17 protein-coding genes are annotated in these 24,599 nt (G+C 52.1%); all 17 read left to right on the top strand.

Annotated elements, in window-relative coordinates:
• Positions 1-16 precede the first annotated feature (16 nt).
• The 17 genes from JJU14_RS00400 to cysN all read left to right on the top strand — a co-directional run bounded on the left by JJU14_RS00400 (position 17) and on the right by cysN (position 24,599).
• On the top strand, positions 17-3,844 hold the full coding sequence (locus JJU14_RS00400) for a CDP-glycerol glycerophosphotransferase family protein (protein WP_228610420.1): 3,828 nt from the start codon (positions 17-19) through the stop codon (positions 3,842-3,844).
• 14 nt (positions 3,845-3,858) lie between these two features.
• A complete protein-coding gene (locus JJU14_RS00405) occupies positions 3,859-8,922 on the top strand; it encodes a glycerophosphodiester phosphodiesterase family protein (RefSeq protein WP_228610422.1) in 5,064 nt (1,687 codons plus the stop codon).
• Between the two features lie 2 nt (positions 8,923-8,924).
• Complete coding sequence (locus JJU14_RS00410) at positions 8,925-9,752, top strand: polysaccharide pyruvyl transferase family protein (RefSeq protein WP_228610424.1); 828 nt, start codon at positions 8,925-8,927, stop codon at positions 9,750-9,752.
• A 39-nt stretch (positions 9,753-9,791) separates the two neighbouring features.
• Positions 9,792-11,489, top strand: a complete 1,698-nt coding sequence (locus JJU14_RS00415; RefSeq protein WP_228610426.1) for a GspE/PulE family protein — start codon at positions 9,792-9,794, stop codon at positions 11,487-11,489.
• Positions 11,489-12,688: a type II secretion system F family protein gene (locus JJU14_RS00420; protein WP_228610428.1), complete on the top strand. Its 1,200-nt coding sequence runs from the start codon at positions 11,489-11,491 to the stop codon at positions 12,686-12,688. The genes JJU14_RS00415 and JJU14_RS00420 overlap by 1 nt, the downstream gene beginning before the upstream one ends.
• Positions 12,685-13,131: a type II secretion system protein gene (locus JJU14_RS00425; RefSeq protein WP_228610430.1), complete on the top strand. Its 447-nt coding sequence runs from the start codon at positions 12,685-12,687 to the stop codon at positions 13,129-13,131. The genes JJU14_RS00420 and JJU14_RS00425 overlap by 4 nt, the downstream gene beginning before the upstream one ends.
• A complete protein-coding gene (locus JJU14_RS00430) occupies positions 13,128-13,550 on the top strand; it encodes a type II secretion system protein J (protein ID WP_228610432.1) in 423 nt (140 codons plus the stop codon). The genes JJU14_RS00425 and JJU14_RS00430 overlap by 4 nt, the downstream gene beginning before the upstream one ends.
• A complete protein-coding gene (locus JJU14_RS00435) occupies positions 13,538-14,263 on the top strand; it encodes a prepilin-type N-terminal cleavage/methylation domain-containing protein (RefSeq protein WP_228610434.1) in 726 nt (241 codons plus the stop codon). Before JJU14_RS00430 ends, JJU14_RS00435 begins: the two co-directional genes overlap by 13 nt.
• Positions 14,260-15,141 (top strand): hypothetical protein, encoded by an 882-nt coding sequence (locus tag JJU14_RS00440; RefSeq protein WP_228610436.1) that lies wholly within the window; start codon positions 14,260-14,262, stop codon positions 15,139-15,141. The genes JJU14_RS00435 and JJU14_RS00440 overlap by 4 nt, the downstream gene beginning before the upstream one ends.
• 145 nt (positions 15,142-15,286) lie before the next feature.
• Positions 15,287-16,456 (top strand): hypothetical protein, encoded by a 1,170-nt coding sequence (locus JJU14_RS00445; RefSeq protein WP_228610438.1) that lies wholly within the window; start codon positions 15,287-15,289, stop codon positions 16,454-16,456.
• Positions 16,453-17,049, top strand: a complete 597-nt coding sequence (locus tag JJU14_RS00450) for a hypothetical protein (RefSeq protein WP_228610440.1) — start codon at positions 16,453-16,455, stop codon at positions 17,047-17,049. Before JJU14_RS00445 ends, JJU14_RS00450 begins: the two co-directional genes overlap by 4 nt.
• A complete protein-coding gene (locus JJU14_RS00455; RefSeq protein WP_228610442.1) occupies positions 17,049-17,636 on the top strand; it encodes a hypothetical protein in 588 nt (195 codons plus the stop codon). Before JJU14_RS00450 ends, JJU14_RS00455 begins: the two co-directional genes overlap by 1 nt.
• Complete coding sequence (locus JJU14_RS00460) at positions 17,620-19,653, top strand: secretin N-terminal domain-containing protein (protein WP_228610445.1); 2,034 nt, start codon at positions 17,620-17,622, stop codon at positions 19,651-19,653. The genes JJU14_RS00455 and JJU14_RS00460 overlap by 17 nt, the downstream gene beginning before the upstream one ends.
• Before the next feature lie 163 nt (positions 19,654-19,816).
• A complete protein-coding gene (locus tag JJU14_RS00465) occupies positions 19,817-21,412 on the top strand; it encodes a hypothetical protein (protein ID WP_228610447.1) in 1,596 nt (531 codons plus the stop codon).
• A gap of 141 nt (positions 21,413-21,553) precedes the next feature.
• The gene (locus JJU14_RS00470) at positions 21,554-22,255 is read left to right on the top strand and encodes a hypothetical protein (protein ID WP_228610449.1); all 702 of its coding nucleotides are present in this window, start codon (positions 21,554-21,556) and stop codon (positions 22,253-22,255) included.
• Positions 22,252-23,151, top strand: coding sequence for a sulfate adenylyltransferase subunit CysD (cysD, locus tag JJU14_RS00475; protein ID WP_228610451.1), 900 nt, complete (start codon positions 22,252-22,254; stop codon positions 23,149-23,151). Before JJU14_RS00470 ends, cysD begins: the two co-directional genes overlap by 4 nt.
• A 14-nt stretch (positions 23,152-23,165) precedes the next feature.
• Positions 23,166-24,599, top strand: a complete 1,434-nt coding sequence (gene cysN, locus JJU14_RS00480; RefSeq protein WP_228610453.1) for a sulfate adenylyltransferase subunit CysN — start codon at positions 23,166-23,168, stop codon at positions 24,597-24,599.

Raw genomic sequence — 24,599 nt, forward strand, 5'->3', positions numbered from 1 at the left:
AACTGGGATCCCTGCTATGCGCGTGATCAAACAACTGCTAAAAAAACAACAACAAAAAAAGAAGTTTCAGCAGCAGCTTGCGCTAATTCGACAATCGGATTATTTCGATGCAAGTTTTTATTTGGAGCAATATCCGGATGTAGCTGCTGCAGGCCTTGATGCGGCGGAACATTTTCTGAAATATGGAGCCAACGAGCTACGTCAACCTAGTCCCCGTTTTGATACTGCTTTCTACTTACAACAATACCCGGATGTTGCCACCAGTGCACTAAACCCATTGATCCACTTCTTGCGTTTTGGCAGTCGCGAAGGGCGCCAACCGAATCAAGACCAAAGCCAGCGAACATCTTTAGCAGAAGTCGAGCAGCAACTGCAATTGCAGATTAGCATGGATCCGAACAACCCGGATCTGTTCGATGAGTTGGCTCTTGTATTACAGCGGCAAGGAAAGTATTGGCAAGAGGTGCAAGCGCTGCAGGCTTCATTAAAACTGGACAGCCAGAGTGCACTGCGTCATTACCGTTTGGGGCAGGCGCTGGATGTCATGCAGAAGTTTCACGAGTCTGCCGATGCCTACCAACAAGCGACTGAGCTTGATCCTTCCCAGCCAGAGTGGTTTTTCCGGCTTGGTTTTGCATTGCAACGCAGTCAAGCGGATACCCTTACTGTGCAGCAGGCATTTCAAAAAGCCATGGAGCTGGATCAGACATTGCAAAGCCATCAGTTTGGCATTGGCGCATTTCACCAGCAGCAGGCCAACTGGCAAGAAGCGATTGCCTGCTATCAAGACCGCTTAGCACAGCGTCCTAAAGACGCGGAGCTTCTTTACCGCTTGGGTTATGCTTATGACCGTTTGTACAACTGGGCCAAAGCAGAAGATTATTACTGCCAAGCGTTGGCCAAAATGGATAACGTCGACTGGTATTTCCGGCTTGGTTTTGTACTGGAGCGTCAAAAGAAATTCTCACAAGCCGCCGTTGCCTATCAATTTGCGGCCAAAAACCGCCAACGACATACACCCTACTGGCATTACCGTTGTGGTTACGTTTTATTGCAAGCCGGTGAGTATCAAGCGGCATGTCAGGCATTTCTGAATGTATCCGTAGCTCCTGAACTGTTCCAAAGTGCTGAGTTTGTGGCCGATGAAGCAGCTATGGCGCTGCATGATAGATTGCTGACATTGCAGAAAACCCATTGGCAAAACGAACAAAAGCGCTTACAAAAAGTGCTGAAAAAAGACTGCACACTGGCTGATGACTGGTATGCACTGGGCAATGCTTACGAGTATCAACAGGCCTGGTCGGATGCAAGAGATGCGTATCAGCAAGCACTGAAAAGGTGTAATCAGTACAATCCAAACTGGTACTTCCGCTTAGGCTTTGTGAGGTATAAGCTGGGTTTTTTCCAGCAAGCCGCGGATGCGTTTTCGCACAGCCATCCGGTGCGGCAGGCGCATGGTGTTTCTGAAAAGCCGTTGAATGGAAGTGCAGCACTGCAACTACGGTATGCGGAATATTATGAGACTCTGCCACTGCAATCGAACACCATACTCTTTGAAAGCTTCAGTGGTAAGTCGATCTCTTGCAATCCTTACGCCTTATTTCTTGAAATGCAGGCCGATCCACGCTACCAGTCCTGGGAGTTCATCTGGGTCATTGATTCCATCGACAAAGTCCCATTGAACTTACGAAACAAGCTCAATGTCAGCTTTATTGAGCGGGGCAGTGATCGCTATTTAAGAGCCATCGCCGAAAGCGCATACCTGGTGAACAACAGTGGATTTCCACCATACTATGTTCGTAAAGAAGGCCAGCGCTATCTGGCTACCTGGCATGGAACTCCGCTGAAAACTTTGGGCAAAGAGCAAAAATACAAATTTTTTGATCACAAGCGCACTCAACGCAATTTTTTGCAATCTACCCATATCATCAGTCCAAATAAACACACGACAGACATTTTGTTCGATAGCTATGACATTCGTCGTATTTACCAGGGAAAATTGGCTGAAACCGGTTACCCCAGGATTGACCTGACACTTAACCAAAATCCGCAAAGTGTGCTTGAGCTCAAAAAAGCTTTGGGTATTTTGGATGAACGTCCAATCGTATTATACGCCCCGACCTGGCGTGGTACTTTGCAAGAAGTCGAGTTTGATACCCGCAGACTCGAACAAGACATCGCCAGGATGGCCTCATTAGGTGGCCATGTGCTGTTCCGGGGGCACAGCTTGTTGGAGCAGTGCCTTGCGGAAGTCAAACTCGGCTGTACCGTGGTACCGGCGCACATTGATAGTAATGCTCTGCTATCCGTTGTCGATATTCTAATTACAGATTACTCCAGCATCTTCTTTGATTTTATCCCTCTCAAACGGCCGATTATCTATTACGCCTACGACTTGGAAGAGTATCAGACGGAGCGAGGTCTGTACTTCGAGATGACACAGATGCCAGGGCGGGTTTGCAGTACCATGGATGAGGTTCAGGCTGAGTTGATGGCTTGTCTCAGTGCCCAAACAACAGGGTTGCATGGTGCAGAAGCGGCGATGCAACGCTTTAATCATCACGACGATGGCAAGGCCAGTGCTCGTGTGTTGCAGCTATTTTTAGACGATGACAACAGCTATGTTGTTGCACCAAATACCGACCAGTCCATTGGGAATATGCTCATTTTTCCGGGTGGTATGATACCCAATGGTATCACCACCTCATTTATTAATTTAATTCGGGCCCTCTCATCTGAAAAGATACATCCGGTCATTATTTTTTCGCCAGGAAACATTGAGTTCAATGCGGATTGCCGCGAGCAGTTCGATCGTATTGGCTATCAGCATGACTTTGTGCCTCGTTTTGGCAATGTGTTGATGACACTGGAAGAACGAGCTATCCGTTCTTATGCGGATCAGCGACGCTATCACGACATTTCACCAGAGCAACACGAGGTACTTGACCGGATGTATGCGCGTGAGTACTTGCGGTTACTCGGGCATGCACGAATTGATCGGATTGTGCACTTTTCTGGTTATGACGAATTCTGGACCAAGGTGTTTGCCAGTGTTGCTAATACGCAAAAAAGCATCTACTTGCACAATGATCTTTATGCCGAGCACACCGAGCGTTTTCCTTTTTTGCAGGTCAACTTCAGCTTGTACCATAAGTATGATCAACTGGTGTCAGTCTCTGAGCTTACGTCTGAACTCAATAAGAACAATTTGGCACCACGCTATCAGTTGCCCGATGATCGCTTTATTTTTTGCAACAACTTGCAAAATCCGGCTGATGTGCAAAGCCGTGCGGCGGAGCCTTTGCTGGCAGCGGATCAGGAATTATTCCAACAGAACAAAACAACCTTTATCACCATGGGGCGTTTGTCGATAGAAAAAGATCACAGCAAGTTGATTCGTGCTTTTGCTCAGCTGCAGAAAGCCAATCCGTCAACCCAGCTGTTGATCCTGGGAGATGGTCCGTTAAAAGTACAACTGAATCAGTTGGTACAAAGTCTGAATCTCAGCCATGCCGTGCATTTGCTTGGGCAGCGCACGAATCCATTCCCACTCTTGCAGGCGGCGGATTGCTTTGTGCTGTCATCCAATCACGAAGGTCAGCCAATGGTACTTTTTGAGGCCATGATCCTGAAAAAACCTATCATTTCTACCGATATTGTTGGCTCGCGTAGTGCGATTGAAGGCCGATCAGGTTGTCTGGTAGAGAACTCGGTGCAAGGGCTTACGGTTGCCATGCAGCGTTTCTGTGTCGGTCAGTTAGAAACGTCCGAGTATGATATTAGTAGCTATCAACGTGAATCGTTGGCCATGTTTTATGAGAAAGTCTGTCAACTAAAGGGATAATAAAGGGTTTTTACATGGATAAACAAGTGGCGCCAGAACAAGGTTGTTCAGGTTACTTTGGCGCAAGCTCATTCGATTGTGCCAAAGTAAAGATCGGCGATAGAGTAAGCTCCCTGACATTGTGTTTGCCCAGTGATAAGCCACGCTATCTGTCACTGGATGGGATCGAATTTTATGCTGCAGGAGAGAAAGTAGCATTTAGCCAGGCAAGTTACCAACTTGAACAGAGCTCGGTGGATCGTGAGCGCGGCCCGGAGTTTTTGTTACAGAAAAAGCGAATTCATACGCAGCGCGAGCTGGCTCCATTCTGGCGCATTCGCTTTGTGCGTCCGGTTTATCTCAGTGAAGTCTGGTTGTTCAACCGGCATGATGCGTTTGCCAAAAGAAATGCCGCGCTTTGTGTCCATTACGAGACAGAAACGGGTGAGCGGATTCCAGTACGATTTACGCCGCAACAATCGCTGGCTGCTATTGTCCGTCAAAGCTGGCTTGCTTCATCCAAACCGCAGCGCGAAGACGCTTTGTGGCAGTTTATTCAGCACAGTAAGACTGCCGGTTGCAGTGGTCTGGATTACCAGACGCATTACTGCGGATCGCGATATTTTGGCCATAGCCAACAAACCGCTGCCCATATACAACTGTCGATGGACGTTGTGTCCATTGAGCTGACATTTGATGATGAAGCGCCACGCTTTTTAAGTTTGGATGGCATAGAGTTGTGGCAAGACAGTCAGTTGTATAAACCCGAGCCAGACAACCAGCGAGTCAGTCAAAGCAGTGTGCATAAAAAGCGAGGCCCGGAACGTCTGCTTAAGCAAAAACGTATTCACACCATGCAGGATGTCCGGCCTTACTGGAAGCTGGAGTTTGCCAGCCCAACCAGACTTGATGCCATCCGGCTTATCAACCGTAACGATACCTACGCACGACGTAATAGTGGCCTGGTTTGTCACATCCAGGACGCACAAGGTCAACTCCTGGTGTACAAAACGGATATTGCCCCTTCGTTTTGCGAGCACTACTTTCAGCAACAGTCGACACTCGCACCACAGCTTGCTCTGGCGTTGATGGCGCATGCTATCCGAAGCGATATCGTGGATATTTTTGCGCTGGATTGGTGTGCGCTGCTAAATTATCTGGATATATGGAACGATGCTGAACCTTTGCATCCGGATGAAGCCATCATTTTGGCGGCCTACGCTATAACTGCAAAAAAGCATGGGCAAAGCCGTTTAAAGGTAATGGCAGCCAGGCTCCAAACCACCAAAGCCATCGAGTTGCTGGAGTCTGCTGTCAATCAGGTATCTGAAGCGCTGGGCCTCGGGCATTATGGTGTGAGCAAGCATGGCTTGGTCAGAGCAAATTTGATCGCAGACTCAGAGCGCTACCTTGCATCGATAGAGGCTTTTTTAGCTACCTTAATCACCCTGGGGTACCAAGGGTTTCTTTGCTATGGCACCTTGCTTGGTGCGCGCCGGGAAAATGCCTTTTTGGCCCACGATGATGATGTCGATCTGGCGGTGATGCTCAATGCGCAGGATGAAGCGGCGATGCAGGCCGAGTTTGCTACCTTATTGGAGGCTTTGCAGCAGCATGGCTATCGTGTGCACCACAACAGCCGTTTTAGCAATGTCCATGTAACGAAGAAAGGCTTGAAACGGCTGGATATTTTTCCATGCTGGCAGGACGAACGCGGTGTTCACTTATTGATGGATAAGATGAAAAGCAGAAGTTTGCCAGCCGACATCATCCTGCCTCTGGCCCAGATAACATTTCAGCACTATCAATTTCCTTGCCCGGCGCAAACCGATGCTTTTTTAGTTGAGCGTTATGGGGTTGGCTGGCAGCAGCCAGATAAATTTCATGAATGGCCATGGCCTTTGCAAGATACCGAAAAACCTAACCAGGTATCAAAAGTGCCGGAAACCCTTGCCGCGCTTATCCAACCGGAAGCCTTGTGCACCAAGCTTGCTGAACAGCTTACAAATCATGGGCTGGACATCAAGGCATGGTGGAAGCATCCATTTCTTTGTGTACTGGATTGCCAGCTGGGTGATGTCTGCCTGGCCTTCGAGCTGCACAGTGCACTACCAGGTTGGCTGCTCTTGGTGGCAGTAAATCGAGAAACCAACCAGCTGGAAGCCTTGTTCCCTAAAACTGCGCAGTGTCCCACCGGTCTTGGTTATTGGCAGGCGCTATCAGCTCCGCAGCCATGGCTTGCTGAGCTGGTAACATGCATCCTGACTGCGCAGGAACGCTACAAAACACAGCGCTATGTCGCTTTTATTGCGGAGGGCTATGACGACGAGCACCTGAAACAACCAGCGCAGTGGGCCAGACAGGGCGGAGCAGGGTATGCTGTTGGCAATACACTGGCAGCCATTGAGCAGACGGTACGCCTCGGTTGCAAGGTGCTGGAGTTGGATGTACAGCTTAGCCAGGACGGTGAACTGGTCATCCACGATGAAGCCTGGCTGGACTACCGACACAGCCGCACAGTTGAAGGTGACTGGTTAACGCCTGCAGACGCTGTGGCAATTGGCGATCTAAGTTGGCAAGCATTACAGCACTATCAGCTAGGTGAGCCAAATCCAGCCAGCGACTACAAAGCAAGCCGTCGCAGGCTGATGGCTGTGCCGGGACAAAGGATCCCAAGCTTGCGGCAAGTGATCCAACTGCTGCAGTCGACAAGCTCCGATACCACATTGCTGCTTGATTTGAAAACGGATGTTTTGGCAAAAGAGCCTGAGCAGTGGCAACCATTGGCCAGACAACTGCTGAAAGTATTGCACGAAGAAGCCTTTCTTTCCCGTGTTTCGTTCACATCTCTTGACTGGAGAGCATTAGGTTATATCAAGTCCGCTCACCCGGATGCCGTTGTCTGGTTTGCAACCCATCCTTTTGGCTGGTTAGAGGCGTCTTATAGTGAACATCAAGCCCTGCCTGTCGATACGCGCTTGCTAGCAGATCTGCGGCAAAGCTGGCAAAGTGGCAAGGCGGCCTGGTATGCAGGGCATCAACCTCAAAGCTTGCAAGACATCCCCAAGGCCATCCGTCAAGCGGGGGGCGATGGCTGGCTTTGCCATTACAGCGATCTGCTAGAACATCAGGTTCACCTGGTGACAGACGGACTACCCTTGGCTGTCTGGGCAGATAATCTTCGTGATCCTCAGCGGATCAGTACTTTAAAGCGAGCTGGCATCACCGCACTGTGCCATGACTATCCTGCTTCTCATTTTATTAGGTTAAGCCCAGAAGGGCGCGCCTGGGTACAAGAGGGCAACCTTTTACTAAAGAGCCATCAATGGCAACGCCTGAAAGAACATTATTTGCCTTGGTACCAAGCGGCTGTGCCTTGCGCTTTTGAAGTGTATTATCAGCTTGCTATCGCCTTGCGCAAACTGGACGAGCAGGATGCTTCGGAGCAGGTTTTGCTTGCTGGCTTACAGGCATTTCCAAATCATCATAACCTCTACATTGAATTGGCGGTGTTGGAGAATCAGCGCGAGAATTGGTCCAAAGCCCTGGTGTTCTGGCAGCAAGCCTTTCACATTGGTGGTGCATTTTCGCTGCACAGTTATCAGCGGTGCGCTCGAGCGATCGTCATGCATGCGTTGTCCGCTCCACCTGAAGACTGGCACCGAGCGCTGCTAGCACGCGCTTTGCCTGTGGCGATAGAGCACCAGGCTTTTATGAGTTGCTACTTGCTGTTCGATGTACTCAGCCTGGCTCAGTCGGGATCCCTGACCACAGCCTGCCAGCGACTTTCGAATTTAGCTGAAACCAAGATCCTGGAACGCAATGCGCTGCCGTACCTTTATGTACTCAGGGGCTGGCAATTGCAATTAAACAAGCTTGAGCTGGAACGCTGGATGCAGACCGATCCAGTCAAACTCAATGCGTATCTTTGCAGTGACAAGCCAACACGCCTGATGCCACAGGATATTGCCGATCTGTGTTTTATGTTGCAGCAACGACAAAACACGGACTCGGCAGGCCAGGCAAGCTGGTTGACAACCATGTTGCAGGCATTGCAGCCTTTACAAGCATTGTCACTGCATACCAGCGGCAATCTCTGCAAGAGAGACGCCTGGCAACACCCTCAAATCCAGGCGGTAGCCCAACAGCTGACAGCCTTAGTAAACCTGTCCGATATGCGTGCGGATTTGCTCCCCTCCAACGGTTGGAAAACACTCGCCAACATTTTTTTGTTGGTGTTCGATATTCGCTGCTACAGCCTGGCCCGGGAGCTTGCTTTCAAAGCCTTGAGGTTTGAGCAAGGCGTTGCTTCCGATGAGCCCTGCTATGCCGATACTGTTATCCCGGCCTCTTTGCCATTAGAGGCACTACCTGGTACCCAACAAAAGCGACTGTTGCCGCTACTTGCAGTGCATGGCAAGCATGCTGAATTTGCTGCTGCATTTGCGGACTACCAACAGCAGGATTTTGCCAGCTATTTGCATGGCAAACGTGTTGCGGTGGTTGGTCCGGTGAATGTGGGCTTGCAACAAGATGCTGAAATTGATGCATTTGATGTTGTCATCCGGCTCAATTACCGTGGTGTAGAGCCTTTAACCGGCAATGGCGCTGGCAGCAAAACACAGGTCAGTTATTACGCCAACGATGTGATAAGGGGCGAAGGGAGCAGCGAGAGTATTCGCCTGGCCATGCAACAACTCGATTGGGTAGTGTTTGATACTGAAAGCAATCAGGATAAGGAATTTACAGTAGCAAACTGTCGCTTTAACTTCCCCTACCGGGATTTTAATCCATTGTCCAAAGGGGTGGTCAATGCCATTCAAAAGGTCATTTTGGATCTTTGTTTGTACCAGCCAGCCTGCATTAAAGTTTTCAACGCCAACCTGTGGTTAAGCCAATCCGAGATCCCCGGGTACCATGTCGGATATGCCCGTAATACGGTGTCCCGATTTATTTGGCATGATCCAGCGGCAAACTTTCTTTTTATGCAAAACGCATGGCAAAATGGCATCATAGAAGCCGATCCTGTGCTGAGCCAAATCCTCTCCATGTCGCTGAACGACTACCTTCGTCAACTTGACCACGCAATACAAGGGTAACCATGAATAAAGTACGTATTTTAGGCGATCATTCCAACCTGCACTGTGGCTGCAAAGCGGTCATGGCGTATTTGCACCAGCTGTTGGATAGTCGTTATCAACGGGTCGGTGACGACGAAGACTATGACATTCTTTTGGTCAATGGCGAAGGCTCCATGCACGACAACGCCAAAGATCACAAAACCAAGCTCAATGCCATCAAAGCGGCCCAGCAAGCAGGCAAGCAGGCATTCCTGATCAATAGCGTCTGGCAGAACAACAACAAAAGTTACGACAAAGTGCTGCAACAAATTCCCCATATTGTGGTCAGAGAAGCTGCCAGTCAGCGCGATTTGCGCTTGAATCACGGCATTGAAAGCACGGTAAGGCTGGATTTATCCTACTCAGCTTTGGTCGACGACACCGCCAAAGTCACCGACTTTGCCGGAGCCGAGCTGATCACCGATTTTTATTCGAAAGATTTTGGTGGCTGGGTCAAGTTCACTGCCGGAGGAGCAGGCAAAGCCCGTTCGCCTTACCTTGATATGAAAAAGTTCAGCTGGAGTGAGCTGGTGCATTCGTTGCAAACCGCCAGCCTGCTGGTGACCGGTCGGCATCATGCCGTTTTTGCTGCCTGCAAAGCCAGGCTGCCTTTTGTAGCGCTGGAGAGCAATACGCACAAAATTTCTGGTTTTGTCAGCATGTCGAACTTACCGATCCCGATTTGCGACAGTCCCAGACAGCTGAATAACGCCATTAAATGGGCCAAAGAGAACCCGGCTGTGTACCAGGAATTTTTTGACTTCCTTGATCAGCAGCCAAGGTTTACACTGGCAGATATTGGCCTGTAACCGCAGGATCACCCAACAACGCTATGAGATACAGCCCGCATGTCTGAGTTAACGGCAACACTGATGGAAAGCTTTCAAATCCCGGCAGATGATGTCCAAAAAGCGCTGCAATATCAGCAGCGCAATGGCGGCCGGCTGGAACAAATCCTGGTACGGATGGGCGCTTTTTCTACCGAGCTGCTGCCTGCTTATTATGCCCGCTTGTTGCAATTGCCCCTGTTGACAGACAGCCAATATCAGCAGTTACTGGATGATAACGACTGGCCGGCGCAAACCCGCCAACAGTTGTCGCAGCAGCAACTGAACGCACTGCTGGAAAAACAGTGGTTACCGGTTTGCGCAAAAAGCCTTGCCGATGATGCAGCGCTGATGCTGTTAAGCGCCAGCCCGGCTGAAATCGATGGTCTGGAGCGTGTAAGCCTGCTGTTTGGTGATGAACTGCCCGCCATCTTGGTTGCCACCGAAGAGCAATGTCTGCAGCTGCAACAACGGCTGCAGGATGAACCCAGCCAAAGCAGTGATGGTGATCTTAGTGTGCTGGAAGAAGACCGGCTGCGGGAACTTGCCAGCGAAGCGCCTACCGTCAACCTGCTGAATAACCTCATCGCCAAAGGCCTGCGTCGCCGTGCCTCCGACATGCACATCGAACCTTGGAAAGGCCGTGGCAGGGTGCGCTATCGCATCGACGGTGTGTTGCAGGAAGCGGAAACCATTCCAATGAATTTGCTGTTGCCGGTAGTCACCCGTTTAAAGCTGTTGTCCAAAATGGACATCGCAGAAAAACGCCGGCCGCAGGATGGTAAAATCGAAATGCGGGTCGATGGCCGTACCGTCGATATCCGGGTATCGGCTTTGCCGGTGGGCGAAGGCGAAAGTGTGGTGATGCGGTTCCTGTTGCAGGATGCCTTGTCGTACGACATAGGCACCTTAGGCATTGAACCCGATATCGAACAGTTGCTGCTGCAAGACCTACAAGCAACTTCGGGCGTGATTTTAATGACCGGGCCAACGGGTTCAGGTAAAACCACCAGTCTGTACTCGTTTTTATCGCGCCGCAACGAACCGGGTGTCAAAATTATCACCATTGAAGATCCGGTCGAATACCAGCTCGATGGCATCAATCAGGTGCATGTGCAGTCCGAAATTGGCTTTACCTTTGCCAATGCACTGCGCAGCGTGGTGCGGCAAGATCCGGACATCATCATGGTCGGGGAAATCCGTGACAAAGAGACTGCCGGCATAGCGCTGCAATCGGCCTTAACCGGCCACCTGGTGTTCAGTACCCTGCACACCAACGATGCCCCATCGGCCTATACCCGTTTGCTGGATTTAGGCGTCGAACCATTTTTATTAAGTGCGGCCGTCAAAGTGGTGTTGGCGCAGCGGCTGGTCCGCCAGCTGTGTTCGCATTGCAGTGTGCCTGATCCCACAGCGGCCGAAAAAGCGGGGCATCTCGGGCTTGGCTGGCTTGCCGGGCAGCAAGGCATTACCCCGGACTACCGCAAAGCGCATGGTTGCGAGCACTGCAACCATACTGGCTACCGTGGCCGGGTCGCCATTATCGAGTACCTGCGCTGCGACAATGAGCTACGCGCCTTGCTGGGTCACAGCAACTTTTTAAGCGAAGCGGCTCGGTTAAACCGTGAACGCGGCTACCGCAATTTGCTCGAAGATGGTGCCTTAAAAGCCATGCGCGGCCAAACCAGTCTGGAAGAAGTGCTCAGGGTGGCCGGCTGATGCAACGTTTTGCCTATACCGCTTACAACCGCTCTGGTGTCAAACAGCAAGGCACGCTTGAAGCTGCGACGGAAGCCGAGGCGCGTCAGCGCCTGCTGGACGATCAATTGCTGATTGCTGAACTGAGCCTGCAACAAAACAGTGCCGGTTCACCGATACTTGGCAGCAGCCGGTTAAGCACCCAGGACGTTGAATTTTTTACCAGCGAACTGGCTTTGCTGCTCCGTTCGGGCTTAAAGCTCGACAAAGGTCTGGCGATTTTGCGCCAGAATGTGCAAAAACCGGCCCTGCGCGACTTACTAAGCCGGGTACTGCAAAAGCTCAAACAAGGTGAACAGCTGTCGTCTGCGTTGGACGGCGAGCCTGGTTTTAACAGCCTTTATGTCGGCCTGGTGAAGATTGCTGAGGAAACCGGTGATTTGGCTGGCGTGTTCGATCGTCTGTCTGCTGAAATGAAGTACCAGTTAGAACTGAGTGGTAAAATCAAGCAAGCGCTGGTGTATCCATCGGTGATCCTGGTGGTGTGCCTGTTGGCGCTGGCCTTTATTTTTAATTTTGTGATCCCTAACCTCAGCAGCATGTTCCGCGAAGGGCAAGAGCTACCGGGTTATACCCAAGCGCTGCTTAGCATTACCCATTTTATGCAAAGCTATCAGTGGTATTTACTGGCAGCTGTGGTCTTGGGCGGCTATCTGCTGTGGCAGCAGCGCCAGTCGCCCTGGGTACAGCAACTGCTGGATAGCCTGCGCGAGAAAGCCCCGGTCTTTGCCAGTGCCAATCTGCTGGTCGAGCGCATTCGTTTTAATGCCGCCCTTGGCACCATGCTCGCATCCGGAGTCGCCATCGATAGGGCGCTGCGTTTTGCCTGTCAAACCTTGCGCACCCGCAGCTTGCGCTACGAAGTCCAAAGTGCTCAGGAGCATATTCGCCGCGGCAATGGCCTGGCCAAAAGCCTGAGCGAAACCCGCTTGTACCCGCCGTATTACGCCGCCTTATTGGCCATCGGTGAAGAAAGTGGTGCCCTGGCTGGGGTGTTTGCGGAAATCGCCGAGCGCTCGCGCAAAGTGTTTTACGACTGGGTCACCCGTTTTACCAACCTGCTCGAGCCCTTGCTGATCATGTTTATGGGCCTGGTGGTCGGCAGCATCGTGGTGGTGATGATGCTTAGTATTACTGCTGTGACCGACATGCCATTATGATGCAGCGCGGCTTTACCCTGATCGAGTTGTTGATAGTGATGGTGATAGGCGCCGTTATGCTCAGCTTGGTTGGTCCGGTCACGATTTCCCAGTACGAACGCACCCAGCGCTTGAAAGAGCGCGAGCAACTGTACCGTCTGATTGAACACGTGGAGTTTGAAGCGCTGCTAGCCCGTAGCAGCAGACAACTCAGTTTTGAGCAGCACAAAGTGGTGTTAGCTGCAGGAGACCAAAGCACAGAGTGGGTGTTCGAGCACCTGCAGTTCGAGCCACAGAGCCTGCTGGTCAATGGCAATGGCTTCTGGCAGCAACAAGCATTGTACTGGACCGAGCAAGAGCAGCACTGGGTGTTGGAACTAAACCCAGCTGCAGTGCAGTTTGAGACGCTGGTAAGCCGCCCGGCTGGGCAGCGGTTGCCAGCCGGGCACAGGGAGCAGCCATGAGATCGCAACCGACTTCAGGCACTGGCTTTACCCTGATAGAGATCCTGGTGGCCATGACCATTCTGTTTACCGTTGTCACCACTGGCTTTGTTGCCTATCAAACAGCGTTAAATGCTGGCGAACGCGCCAACCAAACCAGGGTGATGCTGACGGCGTTGCCCTTTATCAAACAACAGATCCGCAGTGAATTATTGAGCCAGCCAACTCAAAGCCAGGGCGAGGGCACGATGCTGTCGGTGGCTTACCGGTTTGACAATCAGCCTGGTCCGCTGACAGGAACGCCTGATTTCGCCGATGAGCTGGAGGTAGGTGCAGGGCCCAATAAAGCGCGTTTTCGTTTGCACCGTATTCAACTGGAACTGTATTACCAGCAGCAAGCCCGTACTTTTGCTTATCAGGAGTTGACATGGATCGACTAACAAAGCCGGCTCATAGCCGTGGCTTTACCCTGATCGAAGTCTTGCTGGCCATCACCTTACTTAGCCTGTTAATGCTCTCCGCTGTCATAGCCTACGATTTTATGCAGCAAAACTGGCAGCGCAATCAAGCCAGCCAGCAACGAAGCCATCAGTACTATACGCAGTGGCAACTGCTGTACGATGTGCTGGTGAACACCTACCCCAAGCTGGTGCAGCAACAATCCTTGCAGCAACAGCGTGGTGAGCCCGCTGGAGCAGGATTTTACTTTCTTGGTCGGGACAACGGCTACACCGCCGTCAGCGCCAGCAGCATGCAAAACCCGGCCAGTGCAGCTGTGTACCGCTTGTTCAAAGAGCCGGACCCGGAGCAGCCCGGTCTTTGGCAGCTGGTGTACGAAGAGGCCTTATTAAGCCAGCAACTGCTGGCCTATGCCGAGCAGGAACTGCCTTTTGAGTTTCGCCGTGTGCTGCTGACCGGTCAAAGCCAGCTTGATTTCAGCTACCGCGGCTATGCGTCCCTTCAGCAACGACTGGCCATGCAGGATGATTTTGCCGAAGCACCTGCAGCGCTGCCCTGGCTCAGTGAGTACGATGGCATGCAAACCCTGCTGCAACCCAAGCAGTTGCTCATCAGCAGTGATGAGTGGCGCTGGCAGCAGCGCTTTGATCACAGCGGCAATGAGCAGCTGTCGCAACTGGATGCCGGTTTATGAGCAGGGCAAGCGCGCAGCAGGGAGTGGCCCTCTTTCAGGTGCTACTGATGACCGCGATTTTTAGTATCCTGCTGTTGGTGATGGTAGCCGGGGTTCAGCAAAACCAGCGGCAGGTGCAACGGTTGTTGGATGCCAGTCAGCAGCAATTGCAGCTGTATTCAGCCATGAACCAGCTAAGTTTTGCCTTGCTTACCCAAGAGTGGCAAGGCCCTGACAGCGGCGAGCAGCTCTATGGCTGGAATTTTTACGGCTACCCTTTTGACTGGGCACTGCCGCCAGGCTTGGATGCCGACGAGAGCACGACCGATGATGCCGTGCAGTTCATCGAAGTCCGGCTGCAGGATATCAACGGCTTGCTGGATTTGCGTTTTCCATCCCAGTTGCATCTACAGTGGTTGCAGCAACAAGGCATCGACAGCCTGGGCGCCAATACCATGCTAAACACCTTAGGTGATGCACAGCGACCAGAGTCTGCTGCGCGTTTACCCTTTGCAGCCCCTGGCTTTTATTTACAGCATGTGAGCGAGGTGATGGCAGTACCAGGCTGGTCTCAGCTTGATAGCAGTAGCTTGTGGCAACTCAGTCGGGTACAGGGCGATGAATTCAATTACCTGACAGCACCGGATCCATTGCTGGCTGCGTTGCTCCCACCCGCCCAGTTCGATATACTCCGCCAGTGGCGGCAACAAGGGAGTGTCGATCGCTTTCGTTTTACCGAGCTTACCGGTATCGAGCCCGATGAAGGCGCGACTTTTTTCCCCGGCCGTGAACTGATCATGCAGCTGCGGTTTGCACAGCAGCAATGGTCGGTGCAGCTGCGGATTGATGCCAATGCTGAGCTCCCTGTGCTGATCCGCCAACAGCAGCGGGCAGACTAAAGCATGGTTTTCGTCTTTCAGGCAAGCACGGCCTGTCAAGGCAAAGGTACGGTGTTGAAAAGACCGCGTGACAGCATAGCAATCAGTGATAATAGGAGAGATCCAGCCGTGATTTTAAATGGCACCTTAGTAACCGGGAACCAGTATGTCTGAAACGCAGACTGCGACACCCTCTGCCTATTTGCTGAAAGCCCCGGCCTGGCTACAACGTAAGTTGCAGTACCTGGCCCGCGACGGCCGCCGTTATGGTTGGCTGCAAGGCCAGCTGCAGCCAGTGCAGCAGCCGGTTGCCCCTGTGCTGGTGCTATCGCGCCATGGCTACGACGAGCAGCACGAAAGCTTTCAGATCGCCTCGCGCAGTGCGCTGAAAAAAATTCTGCAGCAGCGTGAGCAAGGCCGCCTGTGTTACCACCTGATTGGTGAATTGCACAATGGCCAGCGCCGGGTCATCAGCATTACCCCCAAAGCGGAGCTAGCCGACAGCTGCCGTCAGGCCAGGCTGGTACTGCCCATCAGTCTGCTGGTGTTTGCCAGCCGCCAATTGGGGCTGCATACCCTTGCCATGCCCGATGGTCATTTTTATCAGCTTAATCAGAACGACCGCGAGTTTAATTCCTTACCAGCCAGTGCTTTAGTGGCAACGGAAGAACGCGCTTTGCAGCTGCTAGGCGGCCACAGCGCAGTAGCAAGACAGCATTGGGCAGGTCCAGAGCTGGCCAGGCTCTGGCAGTTTGCGCTGAAGCTACCGGCCAGCAGCTGGCTTGATTGCAGCAATAGCCGCAGCGACAATCCGTCGGCTCGCTCCTGGCTGCCTTTCGCCGGCTTAAGTGCCGCAGTGGCGCTGCTGTATCTTTATGGCAGCAGTGCGGTGTTATCGCAGCAGCTGGATAGCCGCCAGCAGCAGTTAAACCGGCTCAATGCCGAAGTCGCGGGCGTACTGGATGCTCGCTCATCGCTGCAACAGGCCGATGAGCTGTTGCTGGCGTTAAGCCGTTACCAGCAAGATCACCTGGCTGGCACAGGGCTTTGGACCATCATCGCCCTGGCGCAGTTGCACAATGTCAGCCTAACCCTGGTGGAAGGCGACAGTGACGCCTTGCGTTTGCAAGGCAATGCGCCAAGTGCTACCGATTGGCTGCAGTTGTTGCTTAGCAGCGAGGTGGTGCAAAGTGCCGACTTTACCGCGCCGGTGCGCCGGGATACGCAGAGCCGTGAACAGTTTACCATCGTAGTGGAGTTAAAAACGTTGCCACAGCAGCCGTCTGAATCGATTGCCGAGCCTGGCTCTGACTCAACAACGGCGGAGGCAGCATGACCAGCAGTAAACAACAAAGCTTACTGGCTATCGCTGCTGTATTGGCATTGTTGCAATTTGTGGTGGTGCCTAAAATCAAGCAGCAAAATCAGCTGCAACAGGAATTGATGCAGGTGAGCCAGCAGTTAGCCAGGGTGCAGGCCATGGTGGCCAGTGAAGCCGAACTGCAACAGGCACTGGCAGACTTGCCAACCTTGCAGCAGCAGTTAGCCAGCCGCTACCCACAGCAGCAAGCCGGTCAGTCGATGGGGCAGGTGCGGCTTACCATGCAGCAACAATTCCAACAGCAACTGGCCAGTCATCAATTGCAGCTTACCGTATTTGACTGGGTAGGGCAGCGCAGCGATGACCAACTTGGGCTGGAGGTTAACCAGGCGCGGCTGGTGGTCAGCGGCCGGCCGGAGCAACTGATGCAGGGCTATCTGGCGTTGTTCAGTGGTCAAAATGGTATGACAGTGCAGCATGCAGAGCTTCGCCAAACCAGCCCCAGCGGCCGGCGTAGCCAGCCCGAAGCGACCCTGACCCTGCTGGTGCAAGCCATTGTATTGCAACCAGCTGCCCTGGAAGCCGCCATGCACGGAGACGATAGCTGATGGGTGCTGTATTGAAACATGCCTGGCAAACCCTGCTGGCCCAACCGGGCAAAACCGCCGTGGTGCTGGCTATCACCTTGCTGCTACTGGCAAGCGACTACCTAAACCGCCTGCACACGCCGATTGAGGACAGCAGCAGTCAGCGCTTTGGCGTCCTGCAGTTGCCAGCAGCTGCCAGTGAACAAGGGGTAAGTGAACCCATGCAGCGTTGGTTGGCACAAACCAGCACCAGTCAGGCTCAGCAAAATGCACAGACCGACCAAACCGAACAAGCCAGTGGCAGCCAGGCTGCGCTGCCAGGCGCCACCGAACTGGATGATATGCGGCTGCTGGTGCGTGCTACCTTTATTTCCCGCTCGCTGAATCAACGGCTGGCTTTGATCGAGCTGCAGCAAGGCGATGCCCCTGCACGTCTTATCACATCCCGCGAGCAGGACACGTTTGGCCGCTTTCAACTTACGCAGATAGGCGTGCATCAGCTGCGCTTTACCGATCCGGCAAAGCCAGAGCAAGCCGCCATTATTGCTCCGGTTTTCGCCGGTGCTTCTACTTTGCAACAGGGATCCAACAATGCATCCGATCAGTAATCAAGGTTTTTCGTTACTGGCAGGCTTTAGCCTGCTGGTGCTTACCGGCTGCGCCACGCCGCCTTCGGAGTACCCGGTCAATCCATCCCGGATGGCAGGGCCTGCCCCCGACTATCAGGCCGACGAGTTGCCAGAGTCCGATGCCATCCAGGCCACCAGCGGTTTTACCCGTTTAACCCCGTTAACCACCGATGGCTTTGCACTGCAGCAACAAACGGATTTAGCGCAACAGTTTTCCAGCCGCGATCAGCATCAACTGGCGTTAAACCAATTGCCACTGCCGGAATTTATTCAGCATATTTTCGGTGAGGTGCTAAAAGTTAATTATGTCATTGCCGATCAGGCCAGTAGCAGCAAGCGGCTGAATATGAATGTGCAAGAGCCCATCAGCTCGCGCCGGTTGTTTTTACTGACCAGTCAGTTGCTGGATGAGCAAAACCTGGAAATTTCACAGCGCGAAGATGTGTTCTACATTCATCCCAAAGAGCGCAGTGGCAGTGCCAATGTGGTACTGGGCTTTGGCCGCCGCGCCAGCGATGTACCCGATACCATTCAGCAGGTGCTGCAAGTGGTGCCACTGCGTTATGGCATCAAAACCAGTGTAGAGCGCACCTTACGTAGTTTAACCAGCGCCCAAATTACGGCGGACTTCGAACAAAATGCTTACTTCATTCAGGGTAGTCGCACGGAAGTGCTTAGGGCTTTGGATTTATTGTCACTACTGGATATCCCATCCAGCCGTGGTCGCTATGTCGGTCTGATGCAGCTAACTTACCTGACACCGGATGAGTTTAGCAATCAACTGACTGAGCTGATGCAGGCGGAAGGTTTTAATGTCAGCACTCGTTCATCCACTGGTCCGGCCTTATTAATGGTGCCCATAAAACAAATAGGTGCCATGGCGTTGTTTGCCGGCGATGCCTTTGTGCTGGACAGAGCCGAGTACTGGGCCAGCCAAATCGATCGGCCGGGCCGTGGCAACGATAAACGCTTTTTTATCTACCACCCGCGTTATGCCAGAGCGTCTGATTTAGGCAATTCGGTGGCACCATTAATCGGTGTCAATATTTCTGGTACCGCCAGTAGTAGGCGTGATACGCAAAGTGCGCAAGCAACTGATAGAGGCAGCAGTGCAAGTGCCGCGGTATCTGGTGATGGCGATATGCGTTTAACCGTGGATGAGCGCTCCAATACCTTATTGTTTTATACCACCGGCACTGCTTATCAGTCGCTGCTGCCGATTATTCAGCGGTTGGATGTGCTGCCCAAGCAAATTTTACTGGATGCCACCATTGCCGAGGTTACCTTAACCGATGAATTTGCCCAAGGCTTTGAGTTTGCCTTTCGCAGTGGCCGCTTAACCGGAGGTACACTAGGTGCTTTGGGTGTCAGTGAAATGGGTGGTTTTCGTCTAAACTGGGCCGATGGTGTATCAAGCTTATTAGCACGCTTATCTGCCAGCAGCAACTTGGTAAATATTTTATCCAATCCGACTCTGGTAGTTCGTGATGGCGTCTCTGCCAATATAACGGTTGGAAATGATATCCCAACCATTGGAAGTACTACCATCAACCCTGGGACTGAGACGCAAAGTACCAGTGTTGTGTATCGTAAAACAGGCGTAAGCCTGACTGTTACACCTACGATAAATGCCCAGGGCTTGGTGGTGCTGGAGATCGATCAAACTATTTCCAATACCAGCAGCGGAGGCCCTCAAGTCGCCGGTAGCCCGAGTATTTTTGAACGCAGCATTCAAACAGAAGTTTTGGCGCAAAGCGGCCAGACCGTGCTGCTAGGTGGTCTTATTTCTGAGAGTAATACCGACGGTAATAGTCATGTTCCAGGTGTATCAAGGGTGCCGCTAATCGGCCAACTATTCAAAGGTGCTGAACAACGCCGGGAAAAAACGGAACTGGTGATTTTTATTACACCCCGAGTCATCGATAGTGTAGACGACTGGCAGTATATTCGTGCTACCATAGCGGAAGGCTTGACAAGCATCCGGCTTTCGGATTAAAAAGAGCACGCCCACTGTCGGCTTTTTTGACAGTAATTTGTATTTGGGATAGCGCAAACAGAACATTGTGTAACTTTTGCTGGTAATTTCGGCAGTTACTTAAGGTTTGTTGCTTTATAATAAAAAAATGCTTTTTATTTGATTGACATAGTAAAAAGCATTCATGATAATCAATTCGCACCGTTCTAGAGCGGTTGTTTTTACTAAAGAGAAAAAGGGCACGAAGCCTGACATCTCAAATTTCATGAAATTGGAGAAAGACATGACGAACATGTTTAAAAAAACATTAATCGCTTCTGCAGTACTGGCGTTTGCTGGTACAGCTCAAGCGGCTACTCTGCAAGCAACTGCTAGCAACGTGGCAAACGAGCTGGTAGGTGCATCGGATGCAGTAAATGCAGTTGACCTGCGTATTGTTGCTGGTGCTAACTATGCTGATAATGATATCATCCGTATTACTTTTTCAAACAACTCGGTTAAAGCGGCTAACTTAAAATCAGTAGTCCGTCTTTACTCTAATACAGAAACGGATCCAGCAGAGCCGCCAGTGTGGGATGAAGGTGATGCTAATACTGAGCTTGATGCCCGCTTGAACTTGCTTTCTACTTCTACAGTGGATGGTCAGTTGGTTGCTGTGTACCGTGTTACTAACGCCACAATCAACGAAACTACCATCTCAGCGCGTACTGAGACTTTATTTAGTGCTACTGCTAATGCGCTGACTTCAGCCAACCTGACTGGTAACCTGACAGCTACTTTCTCTGCTGAAACTGCTAATGGCCAGGCGTTGGATACTGGCGGTGGCTTGGCGCGGACAGCTACTTTGGTACGTTTGTTCGACCAGTTCGCAACTGTTGAGCCAGTTGGTGCAGGCGACAACCTGAGTGCAGTGATTGATGTTGGCGCTGATCGCGAAACTTTCGTTGATGATGCAACCACCGTAACTGGCCATTTCAACATCCTGACTCAGAAAACAGGTACTCCTGCAGCCCCGGTAGCTATTAATCAGGGTGTTACAGCAACCAAAACTACTTACACGCTGACTGGCGACTTCAGCTGGGCACTGCGTACTACTGCAGCTCCTGGCGCGCCAGTAGGCTCCTTGCTGGCCGATGCTTTGTCGTTCGAGTGTAATGGTGCTACTCCTGTGTCTGTGGCAGTTACTGCTGCTTCAGCAGTAGTTGAGTGTAATGGCATTCAAAATCTGAGTGTAGACGTTGATGTTGCAGAAGGTTCTGCTTCTGTAATCCCAACCACTACTTTCAGCCTGTCTGCAGTAGTTGCTTATGACGGTATTCCTACTAGCAAGAAAGGCACTAAGACTCTGACTGCTGGTGCAGGTTCTTGGACTCTGAATGGTTCTTCTGTATACATCCCATACATGCTGTACGGACCAACTGCTGAGCAAACCATTCAGCTGACCAACAAAGGCAGCCAGACTGGCGACATCAGTGCTTCTGCTGTTGTTGGCGGACAAGTTATTGAATTGGGTAAAGTTGGCGTGTCGAATGCTCGTTCTGTAACTTCACTAAACGCTGCTATCCGCAATGCAATGGTTGCTAAAGGTGTGAACCTGTCTGGACCAGGTAACTTTGCTGTTGGCCTGACTTTGATCACCAACGTTAAAGCTGAAGATGTGACCGTTTACTCTGCTTACCAGCGTGGCAACGGCGACCGTCTGGTTGTTGTGAACGATTCTAACGGCGCGACTGCAGATTTATCTGCATTAGAAGCTAAAATTGACGCTTTGAACCCTTAATTTCAAAGTTGTGATAAAAACGCCCTGCGGGGCGTTTTTTTTATGCCTGTTCGCTTATGCTATGTCCGATAGCCGGGCCTTAGGCCTGTAAAAATTAGGCAAAGCACCGTACAATAGTGTTTTTGTTTCCGGGGTTCTTGCATGACGCTGTATCTGCACATTGGCAGCCATAAAACCGGTTCTACCTCGCTGCAGCGCTGGCTGAATTCACAGCGTGGCTGGTTAACAGCGCAGGGGCGGCATTATTACCGTGGCCTGCATTTTCCGAACAATCACATTGAGTGTTACCTGGCCACCATGCGGCCGACCCGCGACTCCTTTGCCCGCCAGGCCATCAAACAGTTTCCGGTAGATTACTACAGCCAGGTGAAACAGCGGCTGGCCGCTTTTGCGGCGGAACAGCCCGGGCTGGATAAGGTAATCAGCACCGAGGGGTTGTCGTTGCTGCGCTTTGAAGATGAGCTGGTGCTGCTGAAGGATTTGCTCGCTGTTGTCTCTAAGGACATTAAAATTGTGCTCTATCTGCGTGATAAAGCGCAGTATCTGGCATCGTACCGGGCACAGCTGGCAAAAAAACCGGAGCGGCGTCCATCGAAGGATTTTTGGTCGGCGCTTTATGTCGAAGACGATACCTGGCTGACCGATTTCGATGCTTTAGTTGCGGCGTACACGGCGGCTTTTGGCAGTGATGCCATTACCATCATCGATTACGATGCCCAGATGCAGCAGCAGGGCGATATTATCCCGTCTTTTTTAAACTGGCTGGGACTGGATGCTAACGAGGAGCTGCGTGCAAGCATGCAGGCGTTTCAGCTTAATCGCACCCTGAGTGCCAGCGTATGAATCTATCGCATCTTGCTGTGCTGGAAAGCGAAGCCATCCACATCTTTCGGGAGGTGGTGGCTGAATTTGATAACCCTGTGATGTTGTACTCGGTGGGCAAGGATTCCTCAGTGTTGCTGCATCTGGCGCGCAAAGCCTTTTATCCGGCAAAAATTCCCTTCCCGCTGCTGCATATCGATACCACCTGGAAGTTTCAGCAGATGATAGCGTTTCGCGATCGCATGGCGCGTGAGCTTGGTTTTCAGCTGCTGGTGCATACCAATCCGGACGGGCTGGCGCAGGGCATTGGGCCTTTTAGCCATGGTTCGGCCAAGCACACCGATGTGATGAAAACCCAGGCACTGAAACAGGCGCTAAAGCAGCATGGCTTCGATGCGGCTTTTGGTGGTGCGCGCCGGGATGAGGAAAAGTCCCGCGCCAAGGAACGAGTGTTTTCTTTTCGTGATAAGCAGCAGCGCTGGGACCCAAAAAATCAGCGGCCGGAACTGTGGTCTATCTACAACGCCAAAGTCGATAAAGGCGAGAGCATCCGGGTGTTTCCTTTATCCAACTGGACCGAGCTGGATATCTGGCAATACATATACCAGCAGCAGATCCCCATTCCGGAGTTGTACTTTGCCAAAGAGCGGCCGGTGGTGGCCCGTGATGGTGGCTGGATCATGGTGGATGACGACCGGATGCCACTGCTACCAGGTGAAGTGCCGCAGCTGAAAAAAGTCCGCTTTCGCACCCTGGGCTGTTACCCTCTGACCGGCGCTATTGAATCCGACGCCGATACGCTGCCCGCCATTATCCAGGAAATGTTGCTGACCAAAACCTCTGAGCGCCAAGGGCGGGTAATAGACCGCGATAGCAGTGGTAGCATGGAAAAGAAAAAAATGGAGGGGTACTTTTAGTACTCAAAGCACCGATGAGCCACGCATCCCCGTTGATTGAACACGATATCTTAAGTTATTTGCAGCAGCATGAACGCAAACAGCTGTTGCGCTTTATTACCTGTGGCAGTGTGGATGATGGCAAAAGCACGCTGATTGGCCGTTTGTTGCATGATAGCCAACTGATTTTTGATGATCAGCTGGCAGCCATTACCGCCGATAGCAAGAAAGTCGGCACCCAGGGCGATGCGCTGGATCTGGCGCTGCTGGTAGATGGCTTGCAAGCGGAGCGCGAGCAGGGCATTACCATTGATGTGGCCTACCGCTATTTTTCCACCGACAAGCGCAAGTTTATTATTGCCGACACACCGGGCCATGAGCAGTACACCCGCAACATGGTGACCGGCGCATCCAATTGCGATCTGGCCATTATTTTGGTGGATGCCCGCCATGGCGTGCAGGTACAGACCCGCCGCCACAGTTTTATTTGTTCGTTGCTGGGTATTAAGCATGTTATCGTGGCCATCAATAAAATGGATCTGGTGGCGTATTCGCAAGCTCGTTACAAAGAGATCCAGCAAGACTACCTGCAATTGGCAGGCGCTTTGGATATTCCGGATATTCGCTTTGTGCCTATTTCCGCCCTTAAAGGCGACAATGTGGTGCATCCCAGTAAGGAGCTGGCGTGGTTTCGTGGTTCCACCTTAATGGGGTATCTGGAGCAGCTGGATGTGACCAGCAGTGCTGCGCCGCAGGATTTTCGCTTTCCGGTGCAGCTGGTGTGCCGGCCTCATGCTGATTTTCGTGGTTTTCAGGGCCGTATTGTGTCGGGCTCGGTGCAGGTAGGGGATACGCTGCGGGTATTGCCCGCTGGCACCGTTAGCCGGGTGCAATCCATTCTGACCTTTGATGGTGAGCAAAGCGTGGCCGAAGCCCCGCAGTCGGTAACCATCACTCTGGCGGATGAAGTGGATGTGAGCCGCGGCTGCATGCTGGTGGCGAAAGATGCTCTGCCGCATCAGGCCAGCCGTTTGCGTGCCCGCATGGTGTGGTTGCACCAGCAGGCGTTGCAGCCGGATCGTGAGTACTGGTTTAAGTTTGGCTGCAAACTGACCACCGGCCAGGTAGAAACGCTGCATTACCGGATGGATGTGAACACCTTGCAGGAAACACCAGCCAGCACGCTGGGGCTGAATGAAATTGGTCTGCTGGATGTGCAGTTGTCTGAAACCGTAGTGTTTGATGCCTATGCCAGCAACAAGCAGACCGGAGCTTTTATCGTGATCGACCGCCTCACCAACCAAACGGTGGGGGCGGGCATGGTGGAGTCGGCCCTGTTAGCACAGGCCGAGCCAACGCAACAAACCAAGCTGGTGGCGCTATCCCCGTTCGAGCAGGAGTTCATTGCGTTGCTGCGTAAGCACTATCCGGAGCTCGGCAAGCCCACTTCCGGGTTGGATAAATCCTGA

The sequence above is a fragment of the Alkalimonas sp. genome, from assembly GCF_020831925.1.
Classification (GTDB): Bacteria; Pseudomonadota; Gammaproteobacteria; order Enterobacterales; family Alteromonadaceae; genus Alkalimonas.